Source organism: Lacrimispora algidixylanolytica (assembly GCF_003609635.1).
Taxonomy (GTDB): Bacteria; Bacillota; Clostridia; order Lachnospirales; family Lachnospiraceae; genus Lacrimispora; species Lacrimispora algidixylanolytica.
The window spans coordinates 180,018-203,532 of sequence record NZ_MCIA01000031.1; the positions used below are offsets into that span (position 1 = coordinate 180,018).

Sequence of the window (23,515 nt, forward strand, 5' to 3'; positions counted from 1 at the left end):
ATTGGATACAATCAACGCACAATAGAGTTTTATGCTGTCTTATTACAATGAGCCATTAATTAGCAGCCAATGAAAATCTCAGATGTCCTCTATAAAAAGGGCTATTATAATCCCCCTATTTTTGACTTTCAACCGCATCCATATCATAAAAATTCGCAGGATTCTCTGTCATGATACGGGTTATTTCTTCCTTCTTAATACCATGTTCGTAACAGTAAGGAATGAATTCGTCAAAGATGGAGGTACAAGGGTGCGATTCTAAAGATTCTTTCCCCTCAGAGTAAAAGTCGTAATCTTGTGAAAGCAGCACCTTATGTGCATAGTTAAGTGACATAACATATTTTAAGAGTTCAAACTTCTCAGGGCTGGTTCCCTTTCTTACATTGTCAATTCCAATCCACATACCTTTTTCCGCCGCTCGCTTAACCGTTTCCTTATTGGATTCTTGATCAGCATGAGCCCAAAGAAATTTATCATAGTTTGCATGTTCTCTATCCAGCACTTCCATGACCTCATGTACCATTTTAGCCTCCATGATATGGCAGTGAATGGGCATACCTGTCTCTTTGCTGGCTTTCACTGCTGCAATCAACATTGCTTTATCCGAATTTGACAACTGCCCTTTATCAAGCAATAGCTTAATGTGCCCAGGACGAATCACAATACCATCAATTGTATCAAGGCCTTCCTTAAAATCTTTGATCCAGCGGTTTGCCAGTTGCTCTTCAAAATGCAATGGGAACACGTCATACAACTGTTTCGTCATGTTCCAACCGGTACATGGAATCATGTGCATGTCAACTTGTTCCGATAACATCTTTAACAACTTCACATTCTGCCCGCCAATTGGTGGAGAGGTCTCTACAACACTCCTTCCCCCTCTGGCTTTGATGTCAAGCATAATGGGCACAATGTAGTTCAAATCTGAGAGTATGCTATCCTCCTGATACTTTTTATCGAAATACATGGTATTCGCCTTAAATTCATCTGTCTCCCACTTAATATGTTCATGTCCTAATGTAACTCCAAGCTCACTCTTATGAATTGGTCCTCTTGCTGTATAAATCATATTTCTTTCTCCCTTACTCTACACTAAGTTTTATTCATTACAATATAGAATCATAACAAACAAACCCTGACATAAGAGTGTCAGGGTTTTAAATATTTTTTACAGATTGCTTGGCTTAGTTCTTCAATTTCTTTTAGAAACGCTTCCGGCTTTAGGGCGGTCACTTGTTTTGGGTGACTTAAAACCAGATTGCATATATCGCTTTTAAAGGGAGTTTTAACAGTCAGATGCAAACCATCGTTTGTGCTTTTTACATCTGCAAATTGGAGATAAATATCCTCTTTAATCACTCGATAAAGAGAGGGATCTATAATTAGTTCATAAGTATGCCATAAAAACTTATCATTTTGGGGTAAGGACAATGGACTATTTAAATAGAGATTTTCTTCCTCTAAACATGTAATTGATACGATTCTATCAAGCCGAAAGGTTCGCTTTTCCTGTCTTATATGGCAATATCCAGCAAGATACCAGCCGCCATTTTCAAAAAACAGATTTACTGGAGAGAACCTTCGATGCTCTGTTTCGTCACGCTCTGGATGATGATAACCTATTTGCAGGTCGCAAGACTTCCAAAACGCATCTAATAAAGGGGTTAACACATCATGAATATAACCTTTTGGCATAATTCTTATGATATCAAACTCGATATGAGATATCACCTGCGCCGCCTTACCTCTTTCTTCATCCGATAAGACATTAATTAATTTACTGCTGAGCAGGTTATAGTCTGTCGTCATGTTGGGGATACGAAATTCTTCACCTGCCTTTAATAACATTAGCAAAATTAAAATTTCCTTCTCATTTAGTTTAATACTAGGAATAAAGTAAGAAGAATCAATTTCATAGCCACCACCCAGACCTTCATAGGAAACAATGGGTACACGAAGCTGGCTAAGTGCATCTATGTCTCTGTAAATCGTTCGCTCACTCACTTCAAAATAGCGAGCCAACTCACTTGCAGTCATTTTTTTCCGCGCTCTTAATAAATGGATGATTCCATTATGTCTCTCTGTTTTTTTCATATAAAGTTCTCAATTCTGAATCGAATCATTCTATTGCGTTTCATAACACCATTTTGCAATTTCCGCAATCAAGGTGAGAGGAAGAGGCTTGTCATAAGGAAACTGGATCGCACCCTTACTAGTCTTATATTCTGTCAAACGGTCCCTGAAATTTACGATTGCCTCCACTCCAGGATATACTCCAATATGTTTCTTAAATGCAGCAAAATGGATTATGTTACGTCCACTCCAAAACGTTGGCATCCTCCACGAGATTCGTTCTTGTGCATCCGGCAATGCGGCACGAATTGTATCTCTGACCTGATATAGAAGCGGCTGAACCTCCTCCGCCTGTGCATCAATATAGTCATTGATTAATTTTGAAGTCTCATTGCAAAGATGACTTTGATCTTCCTTTTCAAATTCCTGATTACATTTTGGACATTGCCACATTTAAGATTCACCTAATCCCTTTATCAATAATACTAACGACAGTACCAGATACTGGTAGCTTGACCTTATTACACGATTTTTTCATATTTCCTATATGATATAATACCATATTTTTAGTATTTTATTATCCTCTAAATTCAATTAATTCACCATCCGGACCTTTAAAAACAACTCGCTTCCAGCCAGTTTCCTCAGGTTTTCTCGGACTAGGTATGTGTGGCTCACTGACAACTGGAACACCTGCCTCTTTAAGCTTCTGATAATCGGAATCAAAATCATCGCTAATGAGACAGAAATGATATCCCTTATTCTCCTTATCATTTGTCCAATGTTCAAACTCCAACACCGTATCCCCCAACTGTAGATAAACAACCTTTTCAAGGTTTGCTACCCCGGGGACATCGTGTTCAAAATATTTTTTAAATCCAAAATTTTTCTCATAAAAGTCAATTGACTTCTGTCTATCTTTTACAGATAACGCAACGTGGTCTATTCGTGTAAACATATATTAGTACCTCCTGTAATCAATTCTGAATGTTATAATTAAGCTTCGTCTTTCTTTCGAGTGTCAATTTTGATCTGCAACACAACCCAGTTATCAGAACTGGTGTTGATGAAACCATGTGTCTCGCCACTAGGTGAGAATATGATATCCTTTTCTTTTACAAATACTTCTTTATCGTTTATGGTAATTGTGCCTTCACCAGATATCACATAAAAGATTTCATCTATATCAGAATGCTTATGGTCTGGTGTTGTTTGTCCTGGGGTATAAAGCAAAAGTCCTGTATCAAAATGGCCTTCTTTGAAAATTGCCTTGCGAGCACTTCTCTCCGTTGCAAAATCCATAATACCTTCTATATTTAATTTTTCCATTACTTGTTCCTCCTGTCAATTTGGGATATAGTTAGCAGCATAGACAATCAAATCTAAAAGTTGATTAATTTGAACTGCTCTATGGTTACTATAATAAAGATACAAACTTTTTGCAAGAAGGCACTATTTAGTGTTATACTAACCAAATAGTAAGTAAATATAACAACTGACAGGAGTGATAAAAATGCCTTGCGATAAATCATGCCCTATTGAGCATACCGTTAACTTGATCGGCCACAAATGGAAAGTTCTTATTCTAAGAAACCTATTTCATAATGGTACACAAAGGTTCGTTGAGTTAAGCAAAGGAATCAACGGAATCAGCCAAAAGATGCTGACTCAACAACTTCGGCAGATGGAAGCCGATGGGATTATTTCCAGAAATGTTTATCCAGAAGTACCACCAAAGGTGGAATATTCCCTTACAGAGATAGGACAATCCTTAAGCCCAATTTTGGAAGAGATGAATAAATGGGGAAAAGAACACCAAAAGCTCAGTCATCTTAATAACCAATAGAATGATTGACACTTTGATACATTGAAAGCTTGATGCTCTAATTTCATTACACCATTCCCTCAAGCTGTTCCATAGGCATTCCAGTTTTTAGGGAAACTTTCTCTAATGACATTCCTGCATTTAATAGTCTTCTGGCTACAAATAGTAAGGACTCACTAATTTCAATGATGTGATCATCCGGGTCATAGATTCTTATGACCCTTTGTCCCCAATCATGCTCTGATAGGGGATTTACATACCGAATTCGAAAAACACTGTTTTCAAGTTTCTCAAGAAACGCATCAAGATAGCTTTCTTCAAAATAAAGCTCCCCATCATTGCCTCCCATATGGGTTTCCTTATGAATCAATTTTTCCCACATTTTCTTTTCCTGGAGGACCAATCCTTCACTTAAAATTACATTTTCCCCAAAGTCTGAGATTACCCTTAGCCCAAAAAGTTCTTTGTAGAATTTCTTCGAAAGTTCTATATCATTCACTACGATTAACACATTTTTAAACTTCATTCTTCTCCTCTCCCATCACTGATTACCATATTTCACCACTTCCTCCAGAGATTTTCTAGACAACTATGTTCGTGTCTCGTCACCATTTTCTAAAGTTATGATTCAATTCCATTTTTCTTTGTTTTCCGATTCTATATCATGATATATTTACAATATCTTCATTGATATACTTTGTCAACTGGCTAGCAACGATGTTCAACATAATTATGATTGAATACTTCCGCAAATCACAATATATGGAAAACATCTGATACTACATATACTGGCAAAAAGGACGTGAAAGTTTCCACTTCCATGTCCTCTTTGCCAGTAATTATCTATTAAACCTATGAAGGTGAGACCTCCCTATACTAACTTAAGCTGCCGCAAACTGGCTGTTATAAAGATCTGAGTAAAACCCTCTCTTTGCAAGCAACTCCTCGTGGCTACCACTCTCTATGATATCTCCGTCTTTCATAACAAGAATCATATCCGCATTTCTTATGGTAGATAGCCTATGAGCAATTACAAAAGAGGTTCTCCCTACGGTCAATTGTTCCATCGCTTCTTGGATAAGGAGCTCTGTACGCGTATCAACCGAACTAGTTGCTTCATCTAAGATTAACAAAGGGGCATCTTGTATAATAGCCCTTGCTATGGTAATTAATTGTTTTTGTCCCTCCGAAAGACTGGCTTTGTCATTGAGCAGCGTATCATATCCTTTGGGCAACGTTTTAATAAAGTGATGCAATCCTACTGTTTTACTTGCTTTCACCACATCTTCCTCAGTAACCCCTTGCTTGCTGTAAATGATATTATCCCTTATGGTTCCTTCAAATATCCAGGTGTCCTGTAAAACCATCGCAAATTGAGCATGCACATTTTCTCTTGGCACCTTATGAATTGGGATACCATCAATACAAATTTCCCCTTTGTCTAATTCATAAAATCTCATAAGCAAATTAACCATTGTTGTTTTACCAGCTCCGGTGGGTCCTACAATTGCGACCTTTTGCCCAGCTTTTATCTGGACTGAGAAATCATGAATCACCGGTTTGTTTGGTGTGTAACCAAATTTCACATGTTTAAATTCAACATCGCCTTTTACATTTGTAAGACTATTTGGCTTTTCCTCTTCATTTTCCAGTTCTGGTTCATTTAGAAAATCAAAAACACGTTCCCCTGATGCCACGGCTCTTTGCAGACTGTTCATTACCTCAGCAATATGTGCTAATGGTTGTGTAAATTGACGGACATACATCATAAATGCCACAATCACGCCAAAACTAATAGAACCTTTTATAGAGAGTGCCGCTCCAACCACGCATACTGCCAGATATCCAAGATTTCCTGTAAAATTCATAATTAGCATCATTAGGCCGGAAAGAAATTGAGATTTCCACGCACTGCTATAAAGATTATGATTACTTTCTTCAAAGATCCTCTTTGCTTCTTTGCCTCCGTTATAAACCTTTACAACATTATGACCAGTATATACCTCCTCAATATGTCCATTGATAAGGCCTAATTCGATCTGCTGCTGCCTAAAATATTTCTGTGAAACTTTTGCAATGAACATACTAAATATAATACCAAAGCCGCATGCACCGATTGCAGTAAATGTTAAAATCCAGCTATTATAAAACATCATCACCAGGGAACCAACTAGCATAATAGCAGATGTTACTAACGTTCCCATGCTTTGTGTTAATGTTTGCCCAATCGCATCCACATCATTGGTTACGCGGCTTAAGACATCGCCAACGCTAGCAGAATCAAAGAATTTAAGTGGTAAACGATTTATTTTTTGCGAAATATCACTTCGCATCCGTTTTGAAATCACCTGGGTGACTGTAGCCATAATATAACTTTGCAAATAGTTCAAGATGAACGAGCCGCCATAGAACAAAATTAGAAGCCCCACCATACTGGATACAGTATCCATATTAATTCTACCAAGTACGGTTTTTCCACCTTCCATTACCGGTAGGCCCTTCATAATTTCATTGGTTAAGTTTTTCAACTTATCCGGTCCAATTACTTGCATTGCCGTTCCACCTGCTGCCGCAATCAGTGAGACGATAATAGCTGGCAAGTACTTCTTACAATAAGCTAACATTTGAGTGAGTGTTTTACCGACATTCTTTGGTTTTTCTACGGCTCTCCCCATAGGAGCTCTTTCCATGGGATTACCATGGGATTTTTCATGCACGCTCTGTTCTCTCATGATATCATCTCCTCCTTATCTAACTGTGTTTTTGCTATTTCCATATACACATCACAGGTATTTAATAACTCTTTGTGAGTCCCCTTACCAACCACTCTTCCTTCATCTAAGACAATAATCTGATCCGCATCCATAATTGAACTAATTCGCTGCGCAACCAATAAGCAAGTGACTCCACCTGTCTCTTTTTTAAGTGCAGATCGCAAAATCCGGTCGGTCTTATAATCCAGTGCTGAGAAACTATCATCAAAAATGTACATCTCCGGTTTACGACAAACGGCACGGGCAATGGCAAGACGCTGCTTTTGTCCTCCTGATATATTGTTACCTCCTTGGGAGATATCTGCATCATATTGTCCTTCCATTTTCTCTACAAATTCACTACCCTGAGCAATGTCAATTGCAGATTTGATTTCACGATGCACTGGCTTAAGGTTTCCATTCTCTCCATAACCAACATTTGTACTTACAGTCCCTCTAAACAGAACTGCTTTCTGGGGGACGTATCCGATCTTATTATGCAGGGCCTCCTGATCATATTCCTTTACATTAATTCCATCTACAAAGATCTCCCCTTCTGTTGCATCATAAAATCTGGGAATTAGGCCAATCAATGTGCTCTTTCCACAACCAGTAGAACCGATAAATGCAACTGTTTCTCCTTTCTTTGCCGTAAAATTAATGTCTTCCAAAACATAATCGGATGCTCCCGGATATTGAAAGGAAACGTTTTTGAATTCGATTTCGCCTTCCATTCCATCTATCCCTTTTGTTCTTTGTCCATCAAGAATTGCCGGCTCCGTCTCAAGTACTTCATTGATTCTTTTTGCTGACACAGAAGCTCTAGGTAACATTGTAAAAATCATGACCAGCATGATAAACGACATAATCACTTGGGTCGCATAAGAGGAAAACACAACCATATTTGAAAATAGCGTCATCCGCTCCATAACACCTGCTTCATTGATGAGTAAGGCGCCGATAAAATAAATTGCCAGGTTCAGCCCACTCATTAGAACTGTCATTGTTGGCATCATAACCGCCATTCCGCGGTTTGTGTACAACTGGGTAGCCGTTAATTCTCCATTTGCAGCTTCGAATTTATCTTCCTGATAATCATTTGCATTGTATGCTCTCACTACACGAAGTCCTGTCAAACTCTCTCTCGTTACACGATTTAGATTATCTGTCAAGGTCTGCATCTTTTTGTACTTTGGCATTACAAAGATCATAACAAGACCAATTACTGCAAGCATAATTCCTAATGTCACTCCAGTCGCAATCGACCACTCCATTCCTTTTCCAATTATCTTTGTCATGGCCCAAACGACCATGATTGGCGCTTTAATTAGCATCTGTAATCCCATTGTGATCAACAACTGTACCTGGGTGATATCATTTGTGGATCGAGTTATCAGACTATCCGTTGAAAAACGGTTGATTTCCTCCATTGAGAAATCGTTCACTTTAGAAAAAAGAAGACTTCTAATTCTCTGAGAAAAGGAGGCTGCAATTCTTGCAGAAAAGAAACCTACCACAACAGCTGATAAAAGGCTTCCCAATGCACAAACCAACATCTTTCCCCCAACTAACCAGATAGCGCCCATCTCACTTCCTGGATTTTGTACCAAGGTTGTAATTTGTGACATATACTCAGGAAGTTTCAAATCCAGCCAAACCTGTACTACGATAAATACCAAGCTGACAAATGCCTGAATCCATTCACTCATCTTTAGACGTTTTAATAATGTAATCATAATTTACCTCCTTTTGCTAATGCAGTTATTTACTAACCATGTTAGGTATTTGTCTTAATGAATGCAGTCAAAATTTTGACTGCATCTTATTTAAATTCTTCATGCTTAAACTCAGACATTTTTTTCATAATGCGAATATAATTCTTCGCATCCTCTTCTCCCAGATGCCTCAGCATATTGGTAGTTGTACTTAGAACCTTTTCATAATGATTTCCCACCTGCTCCTTGCCGGAATCAGTCATATCAATCAAAATTCTTCTACGGTCCTGAGGATCAATGCTTCGTATAATTAAACCCTTTTTCTCCAAACCATTAAGAGCCGCAGCAATTCGCGCCGATGTAATCCCCATCTCATTGCTAATATCACTAGGAGTCACATTCCCTTCGTGTTCTGAGATGTAATTGAGTACAAAATGTTCCCCACGCATGGAATCATCAAGCTTTTTTGAAATATTTCGTTTGTGCGATTGATTCATCACTTCTATAAATTCAAGTGCTAAATCTCTATAATCCATTTTATCACCTGCTTGCATTTTTTATTTGCTAACAGTGTTTATTATATTCCGTGTTAGTGTTTTTGTCAATACTGGTTTTACAATTATCTATATAAATTTCAGAAATTATCTTTCAGCCTATATTAATTGACTTCCTTTCCTATGCATGGGTTTTATAAAAGAAAAGAATAAGGAGGAATTCACTCCCCCCTTATCCTATCAACCACATATTCTTTGTCCGGCAATGCCTAATACTTTAATCCATATCCTACTGGAAACATTACTTTATCCGTTCTGATATCTTCAACCTCAGAGTAATATGGCATGGGCAGAGTTCCTTTAAAGCTGCTCTTTCCTGTTAGTACATTTGCTACGCCGTCCCCTTCACTTCCAGGTAAGTAGCACATCACGATGCCGTCCCACTGCTTCATATAATCGGTGATAATCACATTTCTTCCTGCAACGACACAAGTCACGGTAGGATGGCCCAGACTTTTGGCAAGATCGATTGCTTTTGCATTGCCATTTAAACCAACCTCTTTGGTGATACTGATATTTGCACTGTCACCTTTCCATTCCGAATATGTCTTTTCTCCCAAACACAACAATGTCATATTGGCATCCACTGCTTTCTCCGGGTCTGTGATAATTGTCAGTTCATATTCATCTGCAAGTTCATTTAGTCCGTCGAGTATGGTCTTACCTTCTGGGATCCATTTACGACCGTTGTTATCTGCATCCGTTTTGCCAAGCCAAGTGATCGTCCAACCACCACACTGTACCCCTACATCATTGGCCGCCGGCCCTGTTACAAAGATCTTTGTTCCCTTTTTAATTGGCAATACGGAGTTATCATTTTTTAATAATACAAGACTTTCCTCCACCAATGTCTTTGCCAAATCCCGGTATTTTTGTGAACCAACACTGCTCACTTCTGAAGTTACCTTTTCCATCATAGGATCGTCTAAGATCCCCATCTCTTTTTTAACAGTCAAGATTCGTCTGACCGCATCATCCACACGATCCATGGGGATCTTATTTTCATTTACTGCTTCAACAATATAATTACGACAATCCTCAAATTTGGATTCTTCCATTAACATATCAATGCCAGCGTTGATTGCAGTAATTGTCTTAGCTTTTAAATTTTCACCTGGGATATTGTGAATGGAATCCCAATCACTTACGATAAAACCCTTAAATCCCATTTCATTTTTCAACATTGATATATACTTCTCATTGGCGTGCATCTTAATTCCATTTAGGCTGCTGTGGCTAATCATGATGGTTTTAACGCCAACATCGATCATAGCCTGGTAAACCTTTAATGATTCCTTGATTTCTGCATCTGACATCTGAGCATCCCCTCGGTCAATCAGCCTTTTTTCCTTATCCAGTGTTTCCCCTGTTCCGTACAAAACATTGCCGTCTCCAAAGTAATGTTTTGCATTGGGTAGAATCCCCCCATCGATTAATCCTTTCGCAAATGAAGTCCCAAGCTCCGTTACGATATCAGTTTCTGAGGAATAACTTTCATAGGTGCGTCCCCATCTCGGATCCTGTGCTGCCGACAAGCATGGGGAAAAGCTCCACAGCATGCCTGTTAGTTTTGCCTCATTTGCAACAGCAAGACCCATCTGATACGTTAACTCCTTATTATTAGCAGCGCCGATTCCTATATTATGAGGAAAGATGACTGTGCCCTCACAGGTATTCACTCCGTGAACAGCATCGTTTCCATATATGTATGGAATACTTGCTTCGGAATTTACGGCATGCTTCTGATATCTAAGGATCAGCGTTTTCCATTCCGCCGCATTTAAGGATTCCTCTCCATATGTAGAAAGAATGCTTCCATAGCAGTTTTTCTTCATTAAATCATCCGAAACTTTATATACTGCACCTTGTACCATCTGAGCCGCTTTTTGATCTAAGGTTAGCCTGGCAAGAATGTCATCCACGGAAGTATTACTTCCCTTATGATCGGATGCTGCAGTCGTACTTTCTGCGGTTTTATTGGTGTTATCAACCTGTTTCACACTGCAGCCCGTTAGAATTAGAACGAATGTTAAAAGTATTCCTATGTTTCTTCGTTTCATCACTCATCTCCCCCTTATATTTTTTTAGTAAATGCTATATCACACCCCAGTAATAATAGCAAAAATGGAATAAATATACATATATATTATAATTTTACTCCTGTTTTTATTCATATGCAATTATACTTTAAAAATATGAAATCAAGAAAAATCAAGTAGGACGGAGGGATTAATTTTTTAAAAAAATTAGGAAAGCATTTGACCTATATCCATAACGCAAAAATATACCAATAGTGGAAATGAGCCAAAACATATGGTATGATTAACCTTTAAAGGAATTTGAATTGCTGATATTTTATAAAGTGTGAGGCAAAGTAAAACATGAAAGAAATTTCTTTCATATGAAATTTATCATGCTGCATAATTCTGGTTTTAATGACCAGATTCTTACCTATCCTTATCTCATGAAAACAAAGTCACGCTAAGGAGGTCTTACAAATGTCACAGATAACGAAGCGAGCTCTGGAAATCTCTCTCAAAAATCTTTTATTACAAAAACCACTTAACAAAATCACTATTTCTGACATTGCAAATGATTGCGGAATCAATCGTATGACCTTTTATTATCATTTCAAAGATATTTATGATTTAATTGAATGGATTTGTACTGAGGAAACGGCAAGAGCAATTAACGGTAAAAAAACATATGAGACCTGGCAGCAAGGTTTTTTACAAACATTTCAGATGATTCTTGAAAACAAGACATTTTTCTCAAATGTTTATCATTCAATTAGCAGAGAAAAAATGGAAGATTATTTATATGCAGTCACGTTTAACTTTTTGATCGAAGTTGTTGAGGAAAAAGCAGTCGGCATGTCCGTTGCAGAATCAGACAAAAAATTCATCGCAAATTTTTACAATTTTGCCTTTGTTGGCTTACTTTTAGATTGGATCAAAAAAGGCATGCAGGAGGACCCGCAATTAATTATTGACCAGGTCAACGCTCTGATTTATGGAGATGTAACAAGAGCCTTAACCAAGTATCAATTTAACAATTCTAATCAAATGACACAAAATGATTAAAAATTATACAATATTACCTGCATGATGTGATTCTAAACAAAACAGTTATATTGATTATTGTAATAATTTCAGTAAATAGTATGCTGATACGTGTTACAACAATCAAATAAGCATGGAGGTAATAACTATGTATTATTCTAAAGGTAATTATGAATCATTTGCTCGACCTGAAAAACCAAAAGGTGTTGACGGCAAATCGGCCTATCTAATCGGTTCAGGCCTTGCCTCACTCGCTGCTGCAGCCTTTCTTATTCGAGACGGACAGATGGCTGGAAAAAGAATCCATATTTTAGAGAAGGATTCTCTTGCGGGCGGTGCTTGCGATGGGTATAAATATGACGAAGTTGGATATGTGATCCGTGGCGGACGCGAGATGGATAATCGCTATGAGTGCTTATGGGACCTATTCCATTCCATCCCGTCGCTGGAAACGGAAGATGCCAGTGTACTTGATGAGTTCTATTGGCTCAATAAGCATGATCCCAACAGTTCTCTCATGCGTGCAACCGTTAATCGTGGAGAAGATGCACACACTGACGGCAAGTTTGCTCTGTCGGACAAAGGGATGCAGGAACTTATGAGACTATTCTTCACACCAGACGAGACTCTGTATAACCGGCGAGTTTCTGAAGTGTTCAGCGATGAAGTTCTAAATTCGAATTTTTGGCTTTACTGGCGTACCATGTTCGCTTTTGAAAATTGGCATAGTGCACTGGAAATGAAACTGTACATCAAACGATTCATTCATCATATTGGTGGTATGCCTGATTTTACAGCAGTCCGTTTCACAAAGCTCAACCAGTATGAATCCATGATTCTACCGTTAGTCAAGTATTTGGAAGCTCATGATGTCCAATTCCATTACGGCTCCAAGGTGGAAAATATAATATTTGATACTCAAAAAGATAAAAAAATCGCATCACGCATTGAAGTTATCCGGAACGATATGAAAGAGAACATTGATCTGACTGAAAATGATTTGGTATTTATCACCAACGGCGGCTGTGTTGAAAACTCTTCTATCGGCAGCCAAGACACTCCGGCATCTTTCAACTATGAAATCAAGAAGGGGGGCGGATGGGATATGTGGCGTAAAATAGCGGCTCAGAATCCATCCTTTGGTCACCCGGATAAATTCTGCAATGATGCAGAACAAAGTAACTGGATGTCTGCAACTGTTACGACACTGGACGACCGCATTCCTCCTTACATCCAGAAAATTTGCAAACGCGACCCATTTAGCGGCAAGGTGGTTACCGGTGGCATCGTTACCGTTAAAGATTCAAACTGGTTGCTCAGTTGGACATTTAATCGTCAGCCTCATTTCAAGGATCAGCCTAAGGATCAGCTAGTCGGTTGGATCTACGGCTTATTCACTGACAAACCCGGCAATTATGTCAAAAAACCCATGCGTGAATGCACAGGCAAGGAAATCTGTATGGAGTGGTTGTATCACATGGGTGTTCCGGAAAATGAAATCGAGGATATGGCAGAGCACAGCGCTAACACTGTACCTTGTATGATGCCTTATATTACTGCATTCTTTATGCCTCGTGAAGCAGGTGACCGCCCTGACGTGATTCCGACAGGCAGCGCAAACTTTGCTTTCCTTGGTCAATTTGCTGAAACAAAACGTGATACGATTTTCACAATTGAATACTCTGTCCGTACCGCCATGGAAAGCGTCTATACTCTTTTGGATATTGACCGAGGTGTACCAGAAGTTTGGGGAAGCACGTATGATATTCGTGATCTGCTTCATGCAACTTCACAATTGGGGGATGGAAAAAAGATTACAGATTTAGAACTTGACCCTAATATAAAAGTCGCACTAAATGAAGCTTTCAAGAAGATTGCGGGTACCGATATAGAAAAACTGCTTAAAGAATACCAGTTAATTTAGTGATATAATAACGGTAAAATGAGCATCCAGAAATTCATATAAACCTTCAAGCTGATGTAATATAATTACACAGTTTGAAGGTTTATTTTATGGCAAAAGGAAGAAGTGGCGAGGCTTGTGGATCCCTCAAAGAAGATCAATTAAAATATGTAATTTTATACAAGAGCTCCGCCACCATCCACGATTACGAACTGACCTTGAACATAACTGGAACAATCGCTGGAGAAATAGAGTACCGTACCATTTAATTCCCCTCTTCTTCCCGGACGTCCTGCTGGGTTCATTGTATTATATTTGTTTAAAAATTCATCTGACTTAAATAAGGTATCACTCGTCATTTCACTTTCAAAAAGTGCCGGTCCAATGGCATTTACTGTAATACCATATCTTGCATAGGAAGCTGCCATACCTCTTGTCAGACCAACCACTGCAGCTTTGGAGGAATTATAGGAATGTCTGATAAATACATCAAACTTATCTGCAACTACTGCATTAACGGATGCAATATTAATAATTTTACCATAACCTCTTTCCTTCATTTGCGGAAGTACATATTTGCTTGCTAAAAAAATCCCCTTCACATTCGTATCAAAGGATTTATCCCAATCCTCTACTGACATACTGTCTACTCCGCCACGAACAGCAACTCCTGCATTATTTAGCAAAATATCAATGTGTCCGAAGGCATTAAGTACGGTTTCCATGGCTGTTTTTACACTTTCCTCATTTGTAACATCACAGCTAACCGCAACTACCTTTCTGCCTAATTTCTCAATTTCTGCTTTTACCTCGTTTAGCTTTTCGGTACGTCTTGCCAGTAATGCAACATCTGCTCCTGCATTTGCATAGGCAAGAGCCGCATCTGCTCCAAGCCCAGAACTTGCTCCTGTTACTACAGCTACTTTTCCAGTTAAATCAAAATAATTTTCCATTTATATACATCCTTTCTTTATTATACGAGAGATAACAGTAATACTTCCTAATTTTATAGTTGCTTCAACAAGCTACGTTCCTCTTCTCGTTACTCCTGCTATTATCATATCACCATTTCTTCTAATAACAAGTTCTCCTCCCAATTTTTTCAGAATACTTCCATTATCACGGCCGTATTGTACTGCCATCTCGGCTCCGGATCCGCCAGGTACCAAGACCTATCGTATATAAGCCAAGTGACTTACCGTAGGTTGCATAGACCCCTGAATTGCTTCATAGTAGTTAGCTGCAAAGGTTGGATTATTAACATGATAGATGGTAACTACTGGCATAGAAAATGGCTTCAATAGAGACGGGAGTATCCTTGCAATTGACTATATCCTTCCCAGTAACAGGCACACTACAAGAAAAGATCCAGCTTTAAAATTTCAAAGCTGGATCTTTTTAGGAATTCTTATTTCAAGATTATAGGGTTTGTTTCACTAAATCAGGTGTGATCTCAAGGACTCTATTAAGAAATGGGAACTTTTCGAACATCATATCAAATTCCTCGCCACTGTCAAGGAAACGAACAGATCCTTCTACAAGGAAACCCGTTCCCATACTTCTGTATCCCATAACGTCTCTGCTGCCGACGGTTGCTTTAATTCTGCCATTTTGTTCAATATTATCCTGGGTCTTGTTCATACCTGCCGCTGGGATAAGAATTCTATTGTCTTTGATCACCAGGTATGAATTCCATGTATTGGATACATGAACTCCATTGCTCCCCCAAGTTACTAGTGCAACAACGCCTTCATGAGAAATTACATCTAGAAATTTTTCGTTTATCATAATTATTCTCCTTTGCTTTCCTATTCATTGTTATTATAAATTATAATTGTCTCTAACAAAATATCCAATTTTAAATATTTTATAGGATACAGTTTTATATCTCATTGACATGCTAACTTGACAAGTATAATATCAAATTAGTACTATAATCTTTGCGAATTTTGCAAATAATACAGGATACAGTTGGAGGTAATGACATGATTATACTTGATAACAATTCACAAACGCCACTTTATGCGCAAATATATGAACAACTAAAACAAGAAATAGCAACAGGAATATTACCAGAAGGCTCGAGGCTTCCTTCGACCCGCCACCTTGCCCAAACGCTTGCAGTCGGTCGAAATACCGTTGAATATGCTTATTTACAGCTTTCTTCAGAAGGTTATGTCACCAGCCGGGTGGGCAGTGGATTCACGGTAGAAAAGCTAAGCGGCTTTATGTATTTAACTAATAAAAAAGACAGCCCACAAGTGGAACAAAGCTCTGCGCAAGATAAGGAGCCGTCCAATTTATATCCCTACCATTTCCAGTACGGAAATCTTAGCGCTCAGGACTTTCCTATCCACATGTGGAAGAAGATTTCAAGCAAAGCCTTGGCGTCCCTTACTGCGGAGGACATGACTGCATATTGCGATAAAATGGGGGAGATGGACTTAAGACATGATTTATCTGTTTATTTGCAAGAATCCAGAGGAGTTTTCTGCAGTTCAGAGCAAATCATTATATGCTCAGGGTTCGATTATGCTTTAACCTTACTGTGCCAGCTTCTTCGGAATAAAATGACTCATATCGCCATAGAAGAACCAGGTTATATCGGTGCTAAGAACATATTTATAGATAATGGCTTTACTCTATTGCCAGTACCCGTTGAGAAGGACGGGCTCAATATGGAAGAACTGGAACGCTCCTCTGCGGATATTGTCTACGTAACGCCCTCCCATCAATTTCCCACAGGTGCTGTCACATCAATACAAAAAAGGCTGCTTCTGCTTGAATGGGCCAAACGTAAAAACGGTTTCATTATTGAAGATGACTACGACAGTGAACTCCGTTATCATTCCAGACCAATTCCATCCATTAGCAGCGTAGTTGGTAATGAACATGTGGTTTACATTGGTACATTCTCAAAGGCACTATCTCCCAGCCTGCGTATGAGCTACATGGTGTTGCCAAAAAAGCTTCTTAATCTGTATCATAATGAATTAAATATGCAACAGACTCCTGTTTCTATACTGGATCAAAGAATTATCCAGGAACTGATGCGTTCCGGTTATTGGGCGAATCATTTGAGGAAAACCTGTGTTGTTTATAAGAAAAAGCACGATGTACTGATACGGACCATTTCTGAAACTATGGAAGGTATGGTGAAAATACATGGCAAAAATGCGGGCCTGCATATTTTATTGGAATCATTACAGGGATTAACAGAAAAAGAGATGATAGAAAGAGCTAAGGAACATGGGGTACTGGTTATGCCTGTATCAATTTTTTGGTCAGATCCCACTAACTATTCCGATAACATGGTTTTATTGGGATTTGGAAATATATCTGAACATGATATTATTCAAGGCATAAAGGCATTGTCACTGGCTTGGAAAATATAATATGTATCACTTAATCATACGATGCATTATTGAGATAATAGGGGTTATTAAGTATAGACGACTTCTTGGCTAGCTGCAAAAGCAATCCAGGAAATCGTCTCTGTATGCTACTGGATTAATGTATTATTACTCACCTGCATGAATCATTAATTTCCGAAATGATTCTTCAAAATGCTTGTCATCTTCCATGGTTCTTTTCTTAGGACCAGAAAAATGATTTTTAGATTTTGCTCTCCTTGCTGCTTTTGCCATATGCCGTTCCATAAGAAGCTGGTCTATGTTATCGTTCGTATACCATCTTCCAGACTGATGGATTGCATATGCCGCCTTCCCCAGTGCCATTGCAGCCACGCCATAATCCTGTGTCACCACAATATCACCAGATTGGCATAGGTTTATCAATGCAAAATCCACGGCATCTGCTCCTGCACCGATTATCTTTATCTGGCTATAATCAGATTGCAATACATGATTGGTATCACAGAGTAGGCATACATCTATCTTATTTTCTTTCGCTATCTTTTCCACAATTCGGACTACTGGGCAGGCGTCCGCATCCACGTAAATCTTCATTTATTTTTTCCTCATCATCATTTCAGTATAAAAGACCATTTTAAATCATTAAAATTCTTTCTACCGACACTTGTTTTATAGACCTTATACTATTTATAACTCACTGAACTCAATGTTTAACTGGAAGCCGTAAAACTGTTTTCATCTTTGCTTTTTCTGTTTTCCTTGGATCCGAAAGATAAATTTCATGGTGCCGCCGAAGGTCGTTAATATCACTCGTCAAACTGTTGTTAGTCATAAATGATTTCATGTTTGACAGGGTAATAGACTCATCATCAAAACTACCATAATGCATACATTGTACACAAAGACCCTCGGTAAAAGAATTAAGTTTTGCCTTTGACACATCAAGATGAGGTTTTTTTCTCAAAACTGTATCACAAGCTGCAATAAATACTGAGTCAGTCACAAACTCCGGTTGACGAATCATTGAGGTCCAGTTAAACTTAGATTTGCTGTTGCAATCGTATTCATCACCATCAGAGAACCACCAAAGTCCCTCAAGTGGAGGCACCACATACTCAAAATAATTCGCTGGTATGCTACCGCTCTTAGGCATCATCTTAATGGCATAGGATAACGCATAAAGCGTTTCCACCGCACTTTTATATGCTCCATTTTCATCGTTTGGATTTCCACGTCCGTCTATCTGTATAAATAGCATTTCCGGTACATCAATAACAACAGGCTGCCCCTTTGGCTGATATAGTTCTTTGAACTTTTTCTTGTAATCTATTTTTTCCATATGATTGCCTCCAATCTTTAAGGAAAGCATAACATATCAAAATAGACAACAGTCTGTCATATTATAAATACAAATTTAAGGCCTTTTGTAATCTTTCCTTCATTTGCAGACGAATATTCTCCGGGTGCAAAACTTCACAATGTTGACCAAAGGTGGCAAGATAATAATAAAGCCCCTCATCTTCCGCCATCGAAAGCTGCGTTAAGAATCCCCCGTCTGGGAGTAATTCGTATTCTGTAAATTCATCATAAACCCGATAAGCCATCTCTTTTGAAAATTTGAGAGTTATGGTGGCCAGGTTTTTCTGGAGCACTTTTTCCTTATCAAAAATCTTACCAGGGATATGTCGATCAAAGGATTCCGGTAATATTGATAATTCCTTGATTCGTCTTAATTTAAAAAAGCGATAATCGAGACGTACTCGACAATAGGCATACAAATACCAATCTTGCCCTTTAAAACAAAGCTTCATCGGCTCTACCATACGCTGCAAGCTGCTCTCACCGCTGTGATAGAGAAACTGTATGACATTTTTTTTTAGAATTGACGCTTTTAAAATTGCAAATGTTTCAGATTCCTCGTTCACATTTCCCCAACCTGAAAAATCCACCTCCACCCAGTCACTGCTTTCTTTACCAAACATAGTACTAAGTTTTTTAACAGCGGTACTGGTTCTTTCTAAGTTCACAGAATCTACCGCATGCAGTGCGGAGAGAATGTCTGCCTTTTCCTCATCAGTCAGTACCGCTTTATTTAGAATAAAATCAGGAAGAAGTGAGATTCCACCGCCCTTACCTTTGGTCATATAAATAGGGATACCCGCCGAAGATAAAAGCTCTACATCACGGTATATCGTGCGAGGTGACACCTCAAATTGTTTCGCAAATTCCCCAGCAGTTATACTTTCTTTATTCAATAACAAATAAACCATTTCAAACAGTCTATTAATTTGCATATCATTACCCCCTAATACTATTATAACGATATAATATGACATCTGCAAGTCATATTAAAATAGTTTAATTAGGACGTGCAATTTTTTGATAAATGACCGTATTATGTTGTTTGTGAAATTTGAGGAGATAAACGATAAACCAAAGCAATGTTAATATGCCATAAGCAAACTCATGCCATTTTATGTAATTGTTTAAGCTTGTTACAGCATCACTCTAAAAACACAGTTCTACTACAGTCCCTGATTATAATTTAATTCAGGCATCTTTCATATGACCGGCAAATCGTATGATATGATCCTCAGAGATTCGCACTTGATTTTGACCAGAGCCAGTTATCTTTTTCATGATAAATCGTTCAATGATATTCATTTTATCGAAATTGCAATCTCCACCAAAGGATTCCTTAGCTGCAGCAACAGACAATAGTTCTTTTGGGAAAGAAGATTCAAGCTGCTTTTTGGCGTCCTCACCATCCGACATTCCACAGATAAACAATCCTAACTTTTTATCCTTTATGGTATCCATATGATCGGTACAAAATTTCATTGCTGGCTTACGAATTTTTCCAGCGTAAATCGAACCACCGATGATTACTTTATCATATTTGCTTAAATCAGGTTGGTGATTGCTTAAATCATAGATATCCGTCTCCCCATCAAGCTTTTTCGCCAGAATTTCAGCGCATGTCTTAGTAAATCCGTATTTGGTTGCATATGCAATACATGTACTCATATTCAAAACCTCCCCTATTATTATTTTGTTAGTGCAGTTTCAATTGATTTTAAATAAGCCTTGCTTGTAACGGTGGCTCCAGATACTGCGTCCACATTGGTATTTTGCAATTTGATCACCCGGCTAAATATTTCATTGGATATCTCTGGGGGTGCAATGTCCATATCCTTAATTATTTTAATCTCTTGTATCTTGCCCCCTTTCATCGTGACTGCCAGTTCGTTTGACCATCTTCCCGCACTGTATGACCCTTTGTATATACCATCATCTAGGGAAGAGGGGTTAATACTGGAAATCTCCACCTTACTCCCCGACTTCAGTCCCCGGGTGAGAAAGAATAATCCTACTACTCCTATTGCAATGATTGCAACCACTAGTATCAGTATTACTCTTAAAGCTTTTTTCATAATTTTCCTCACTTTCATTTTTAGTCATTGCTATGTGTTCCACCAACAAGCAGGCCTTTCATCGTAAATTCTGTAAGGTATTCCAAAACTTGTGGGAAATGCTGTAGTCCGATCTCTTCTTTATGTGTCTCTACGGTAACGATTGCCGTAAATATGGCCATGATCATTCCGCTGTCAATATCACTCCTCATTTTCCCTTCTTTTTGCCATTTTTCAATGATTTTAATAAAATCTCCATACATAAAATCAAGACCTTCCATTCCTTTCTGTTCACGGAAGTACTGCTCGATCTTATCAGACACGTCTTTATTATACCACTCCTTAAGAATCGGATTTGATTTCATTCCCTCGAAATTTAGAAGCATCAGTTCTTTAATCAAACTCTGGGGCTCCTGATTGAGATCAATGGTTTTTAGTATTGTTCTCTTTAACTTTTCGTTTTCCTCCATATAGATTGCCATGAAGAGCTCCTCTTTTGAGGAATAATAATTATAAAACGTACCTGTACCTATCTTCGCAGACTTCGTAATATCGGACACATTGGTATCCTTAAATCCGTTCCGTTCAAACAGCTCCTTACCACAATCAAATAAATTTGTTCTTGTATCTTTCAATCTATGACCCTCCACATCTAATGTATAACAGGCAGAGTCATTTTCTTACTTCTGCCTCGACATCTGACGTCCCATAAAATCAAAAATACACCCAATCATCTTTTTGATCGGGTTTAATGAGACATCGTAATAATAATCGGATTCAAACCAACCTTTTTCTTTATAATACTGATAATCATAATATTCATCACTAAGCATCTCTTTCATGCTCGCTCTTGACATCCGAAACATCATTAGCCGAAATAATGATGGGGATGGTGGCACTGGCTTACTAAGCAGTTTATAAAACCTTTTGGCAGCTTTTTTTATTTCACGTGAGTTCTTATCCTGTGCGACCTTTGTTATTGGTTCCAGAGTTTTTAATACGCAGCCTTTCGAAACATTATACCCAAGATTTTGTCCCATGCTGCTTAGGTATTTCACAATGGAATTGCCTCCAAAGATGCCCTGAGTCACAATGGAGGTAAAGGCCTTTCCGAAAAAACGTGGCCGATGGAAAATAAAGGCTAAACGGTCCAATAAATTTTTCATAGACGCTGAGACTTGAAAGGAATAGTTTGGTGTGGCAAATATAACACCATCAGAATGGCTCATCTTATCTATTACCAAATCCCGATCGTCATGTATAGGACAGAATTCTTCTCCTTTATCGAAACACAGCTTACAACCTTTACAAAATTCCAATTGATAATCCTTTAAAAATATATACTCAAAATCAATATCCATATATGATTTTAAATTCCGTTCAAATTCCTGGACTGCCTCGTAAGTTGCTTTCTTTTGGGCACTTCCTATGATTGCAATAACCTTTTTCATTTAAGGCCTTTCCGCTAACAAGCAAAATGTGAATGAAAAAATAAATATTCATTCACATTTTAGCATTTACAGCCTTACTCGTCAAGCTACATTTTTTCTTATTGTCTAATAGATTGCGACAGCAACACCACGATATTTATAGTCAGCCGGTATGTCTAAGATTTATTCCACGGTTTGTGCCTTTAGATCAACCCAGACTTCTGCAAGCGGTTTTCTTTCAACAACACTTGTTAGTATGCTTTTTCCAGTAGCATCCTTATCACTTCTGATCTGGGCAGTCGTAAATATGATTTTATATTTGGTCCTATGGTAATTGGAAGGTGATAAATGCCCTGCTCTATACTGAATGCCGTTCATAGGAATCTCCGCCGCATACCATTCCCTAGGTAATATATAATTGATGAATTTTTCGCCTTTTGTCTTATTTAATAATGCTTTTATTGTGCCATCTGAGGCTGCTATATTAAAAATCTCTTTTATCTTATCAGTTTCCATTTCACATAATGACACAGTTGCACTATCCCTAGTGTAAATTGCGTACAGGCTGTTAATGGAATAAGAAGTTATCCCTTTTGCCGCACAAAAAGTAATGGTACATGCTAAACTATATATGCCTAACAATACAAGTATCTTTTTACCTTTGGATTTAGGTAGTGTTGGCAGGTCTTTAATAAAGGAACCTCTAATTGGAAAAAACATGGTTGTCTTGCTCTTATAATCAATATAAGTCTGTCCAAATTTTTCCTCACACTCTTTTTCCTCCGCTCTTGCCAACAAATAATAGACAAAAAACATAGTCACATACATTAACAAATTAATAAATCGTGGCCACATAATCAACAAACCCAGTCCACATATTCCAAAGGAAGTGTACTGGGGGTGCCGAATAACATTATAGACACCACCAATAACGGCCCCTTTACGTGTAAATTTGCTGTAATATATTTGACATGCCCCAATACAAAATCCGACAAATCCAAATATCGCCAAACATGCTCCAATATACTCATGAATGTTAAGGAGCGCTGATGATGTCTCTCTCGCAACATGAGGTAGAAAGAAGCTGTTAAGTATTGATAATATGACAGACTGATTAAAAAAATTTAGCACTGGATTGTAAACACCATAAAAATAAATTGCAAAGGGTCCCGCCATATACGCAATTTCAAATACAATTAATAAATAAAACAACACGATACTCCATAATGCCTTTTTAGCCACAATACCTTGTTTTTCCCCTGACATTCTAAATCCTCCATCTTCTAAATTTGTTTTTCAAGATGAATTATCCACTATCAGTCTTTGAATTTGCTTTGAAATGAAACATTGTTTTATGATTAGATTTATCCTCCCAAACATATTTATTTATTTTCAAATAGAATTCAAAGGAAA

Annotated in this window: 24 protein-coding genes; 4 read left to right on the forward strand and 20 right to left on the reverse strand. The window is 38.1% G+C overall.

Annotated elements, in window-relative coordinates; all coding sequences use genetic code 11:
* Window positions 1–115 precede the first annotated feature (115 nt).
* The 5 genes from BET01_RS15925 to BET01_RS15945 form a co-directional block, all read right to left on the reverse strand.
* Complete coding sequence (locus BET01_RS15925) at window positions 116–1,069, reverse strand: phosphotriesterase family protein (RefSeq protein WP_120197796.1); 954 nt, start codon at window positions 1,067–1,069, stop codon at window positions 116–118.
* An 80-nt stretch (window positions 1,070–1,149) separates the two neighbouring features.
* Window positions 1,150–2,094 (reverse strand): helix-turn-helix transcriptional regulator, encoded by a 945-nt coding sequence (locus tag BET01_RS15930; protein WP_120197797.1) that lies wholly within the window; start codon window positions 2,092–2,094, stop codon window positions 1,150–1,152.
* A 30-nt stretch (window positions 2,095–2,124) separates the two neighbouring features.
* Window positions 2,125–2,526, reverse strand: a complete 402-nt coding sequence (locus tag BET01_RS15935) for an iron chaperone (protein ID WP_120197798.1) — start codon at window positions 2,524–2,526, stop codon at window positions 2,125–2,127.
* A gap of 124 nt (window positions 2,527–2,650) precedes the next feature.
* On the reverse strand, window positions 2,651–3,031 hold the full coding sequence (locus tag BET01_RS15940; protein ID WP_120197799.1) for a VOC family protein: 381 nt from the start codon (window positions 3,029–3,031) through the stop codon (window positions 2,651–2,653).
* Window positions 3,032–3,069: 38 nt separating this feature from the next.
* Window positions 3,070–3,402 (reverse strand): cupin domain-containing protein, encoded by a 333-nt coding sequence (locus BET01_RS15945; RefSeq protein WP_120197800.1) that lies wholly within the window; start codon window positions 3,400–3,402, stop codon window positions 3,070–3,072.
* A 184-nt stretch (window positions 3,403–3,586) separates the two neighbouring features.
* Here BET01_RS15945 and BET01_RS15950 point away from each other — a divergent pair, with 184 nt between their 5' ends.
* The gene (locus BET01_RS15950; protein WP_120197801.1) at window positions 3,587–3,919 is read left to right on the forward strand and encodes a winged helix-turn-helix transcriptional regulator; all 333 of its coding nucleotides are present in this window, start codon (window positions 3,587–3,589) and stop codon (window positions 3,917–3,919) included.
* Between the two features lie 46 nt (window positions 3,920–3,965).
* Here BET01_RS15950 and BET01_RS15955 read toward each other — a convergent pair whose 3' ends face one another.
* From BET01_RS15955 to BET01_RS15975, 5 genes are all read right to left on the reverse strand, one after another.
* Window positions 3,966–4,424, reverse strand: coding sequence for a VOC family protein (locus BET01_RS15955; RefSeq protein ID WP_120197802.1), 459 nt, complete (start codon window positions 4,422–4,424; stop codon window positions 3,966–3,968).
* Window positions 4,425–4,779: 355 nt separating this feature from the next.
* Entirely contained in the window at window positions 4,780–6,630 is a 1,851-nt protein-coding gene (locus BET01_RS15960) for an ABC transporter ATP-binding protein (RefSeq protein WP_207667640.1), read from the reverse strand.
* Entirely contained in the window at window positions 6,627–8,387 is a 1,761-nt protein-coding gene (locus tag BET01_RS15965) for an ABC transporter ATP-binding protein (protein ID WP_120197803.1), read from the reverse strand. The genes BET01_RS15960 and BET01_RS15965 overlap by 4 nt, the downstream gene beginning before the upstream one ends.
* A gap of 86 nt (window positions 8,388–8,473) precedes the next feature.
* On the reverse strand, window positions 8,474–8,902 hold the full coding sequence (locus tag BET01_RS15970; protein ID WP_158585085.1) for a MarR family winged helix-turn-helix transcriptional regulator: 429 nt from the start codon (window positions 8,900–8,902) through the stop codon (window positions 8,474–8,476).
* Window positions 8,903–9,129: 227 nt separating this feature from the next.
* On the reverse strand, window positions 9,130–10,980 hold the full coding sequence (locus BET01_RS15975; RefSeq protein ID WP_120197805.1) for a glycoside hydrolase family 3 protein: 1,851 nt from the start codon (window positions 10,978–10,980) through the stop codon (window positions 9,130–9,132).
* Between the two features lie 438 nt (window positions 10,981–11,418).
* On the opposite strand from BET01_RS15975, the gene BET01_RS15980 reads away from it, so the two are divergent.
* A complete protein-coding gene (locus tag BET01_RS15980) occupies window positions 11,419–12,003 on the forward strand; it encodes a TetR/AcrR family transcriptional regulator (RefSeq protein WP_120197806.1) in 585 nt (194 codons plus the stop codon).
* Between the two features lie 127 nt (window positions 12,004–12,130).
* Entirely contained in the window at window positions 12,131–13,906 is a 1,776-nt protein-coding gene (locus BET01_RS15985) for an oleate hydratase (protein ID WP_120197807.1), read from the forward strand.
* A gap of 155 nt (window positions 13,907–14,061) precedes the next feature.
* Here BET01_RS15985 and BET01_RS15990 read toward each other — a convergent pair whose 3' ends face one another.
* Window positions 14,062–14,838: an SDR family NAD(P)-dependent oxidoreductase gene (locus BET01_RS15990; RefSeq protein WP_120197808.1), complete on the reverse strand. Its 777-nt coding sequence runs from the start codon at window positions 14,836–14,838 to the stop codon at window positions 14,062–14,064.
* Window positions 14,839–15,304: 466 nt separating this feature from the next.
* A complete protein-coding gene (locus BET01_RS16000) occupies window positions 15,305–15,673 on the reverse strand; it encodes a pyridoxamine 5'-phosphate oxidase family protein (protein ID WP_120197809.1) in 369 nt (122 codons plus the stop codon).
* 197 nt (window positions 15,674–15,870) lie between these two features.
* Here BET01_RS16000 and pdxR point away from each other — a divergent pair, with 197 nt between their 5' ends.
* On the forward strand, window positions 15,871–17,280 hold the full coding sequence (gene pdxR, locus BET01_RS16005) for a MocR-like pyridoxine biosynthesis transcription factor PdxR (protein ID WP_120197810.1): 1,410 nt from the start codon (window positions 15,871–15,873) through the stop codon (window positions 17,278–17,280).
* Between the two features lie 126 nt (window positions 17,281–17,406).
* Here pdxR and BET01_RS16010 read toward each other — a convergent pair whose 3' ends face one another.
* From BET01_RS16010 to BET01_RS16045, 8 genes are all read right to left on the reverse strand, one after another.
* Complete coding sequence (locus BET01_RS16010; protein WP_120197811.1) at window positions 17,407–17,853, reverse strand: YaiI/YqxD family protein; 447 nt, start codon at window positions 17,851–17,853, stop codon at window positions 17,407–17,409.
* Window positions 17,854–17,962: 109 nt separating this feature from the next.
* A complete protein-coding gene (locus BET01_RS16015) occupies window positions 17,963–18,598 on the reverse strand; it encodes a GyrI-like domain-containing protein (protein ID WP_120197812.1) in 636 nt (211 codons plus the stop codon).
* A gap of 61 nt (window positions 18,599–18,659) precedes the next feature.
* Complete coding sequence (locus BET01_RS16020; protein ID WP_120197813.1) at window positions 18,660–19,553, reverse strand: helix-turn-helix transcriptional regulator; 894 nt, start codon at window positions 19,551–19,553, stop codon at window positions 18,660–18,662.
* Window positions 19,554–19,809: 256 nt separating this feature from the next.
* The gene (locus BET01_RS16025) at window positions 19,810–20,286 is read right to left on the reverse strand and encodes a flavodoxin domain-containing protein (protein WP_120197814.1); all 477 of its coding nucleotides are present in this window, start codon (window positions 20,284–20,286) and stop codon (window positions 19,810–19,812) included.
* A gap of 20 nt (window positions 20,287–20,306) precedes the next feature.
* On the reverse strand, window positions 20,307–20,693 hold the full coding sequence (locus tag BET01_RS16030; protein ID WP_158585086.1) for an FMN-binding protein: 387 nt from the start codon (window positions 20,691–20,693) through the stop codon (window positions 20,307–20,309).
* A 20-nt stretch (window positions 20,694–20,713) separates the two neighbouring features.
* Window positions 20,714–21,307 (reverse strand): TetR/AcrR family transcriptional regulator, encoded by a 594-nt coding sequence (locus BET01_RS16035; protein ID WP_120197816.1) that lies wholly within the window; start codon window positions 21,305–21,307, stop codon window positions 20,714–20,716.
* A 45-nt stretch (window positions 21,308–21,352) separates the two neighbouring features.
* Window positions 21,353–22,123 (reverse strand): flavodoxin family protein, encoded by a 771-nt coding sequence (locus tag BET01_RS16040; protein WP_120197817.1) that lies wholly within the window; start codon window positions 22,121–22,123, stop codon window positions 21,353–21,355.
* Between the two features lie 162 nt (window positions 22,124–22,285).
* Window positions 22,286–23,368, reverse strand: a complete 1,083-nt coding sequence (locus BET01_RS16045) for a methyltransferase family protein (protein ID WP_120197818.1) — start codon at window positions 23,366–23,368, stop codon at window positions 22,286–22,288.
* Between the last annotated feature and the right edge of the window lie 147 nt (window positions 23,369–23,515).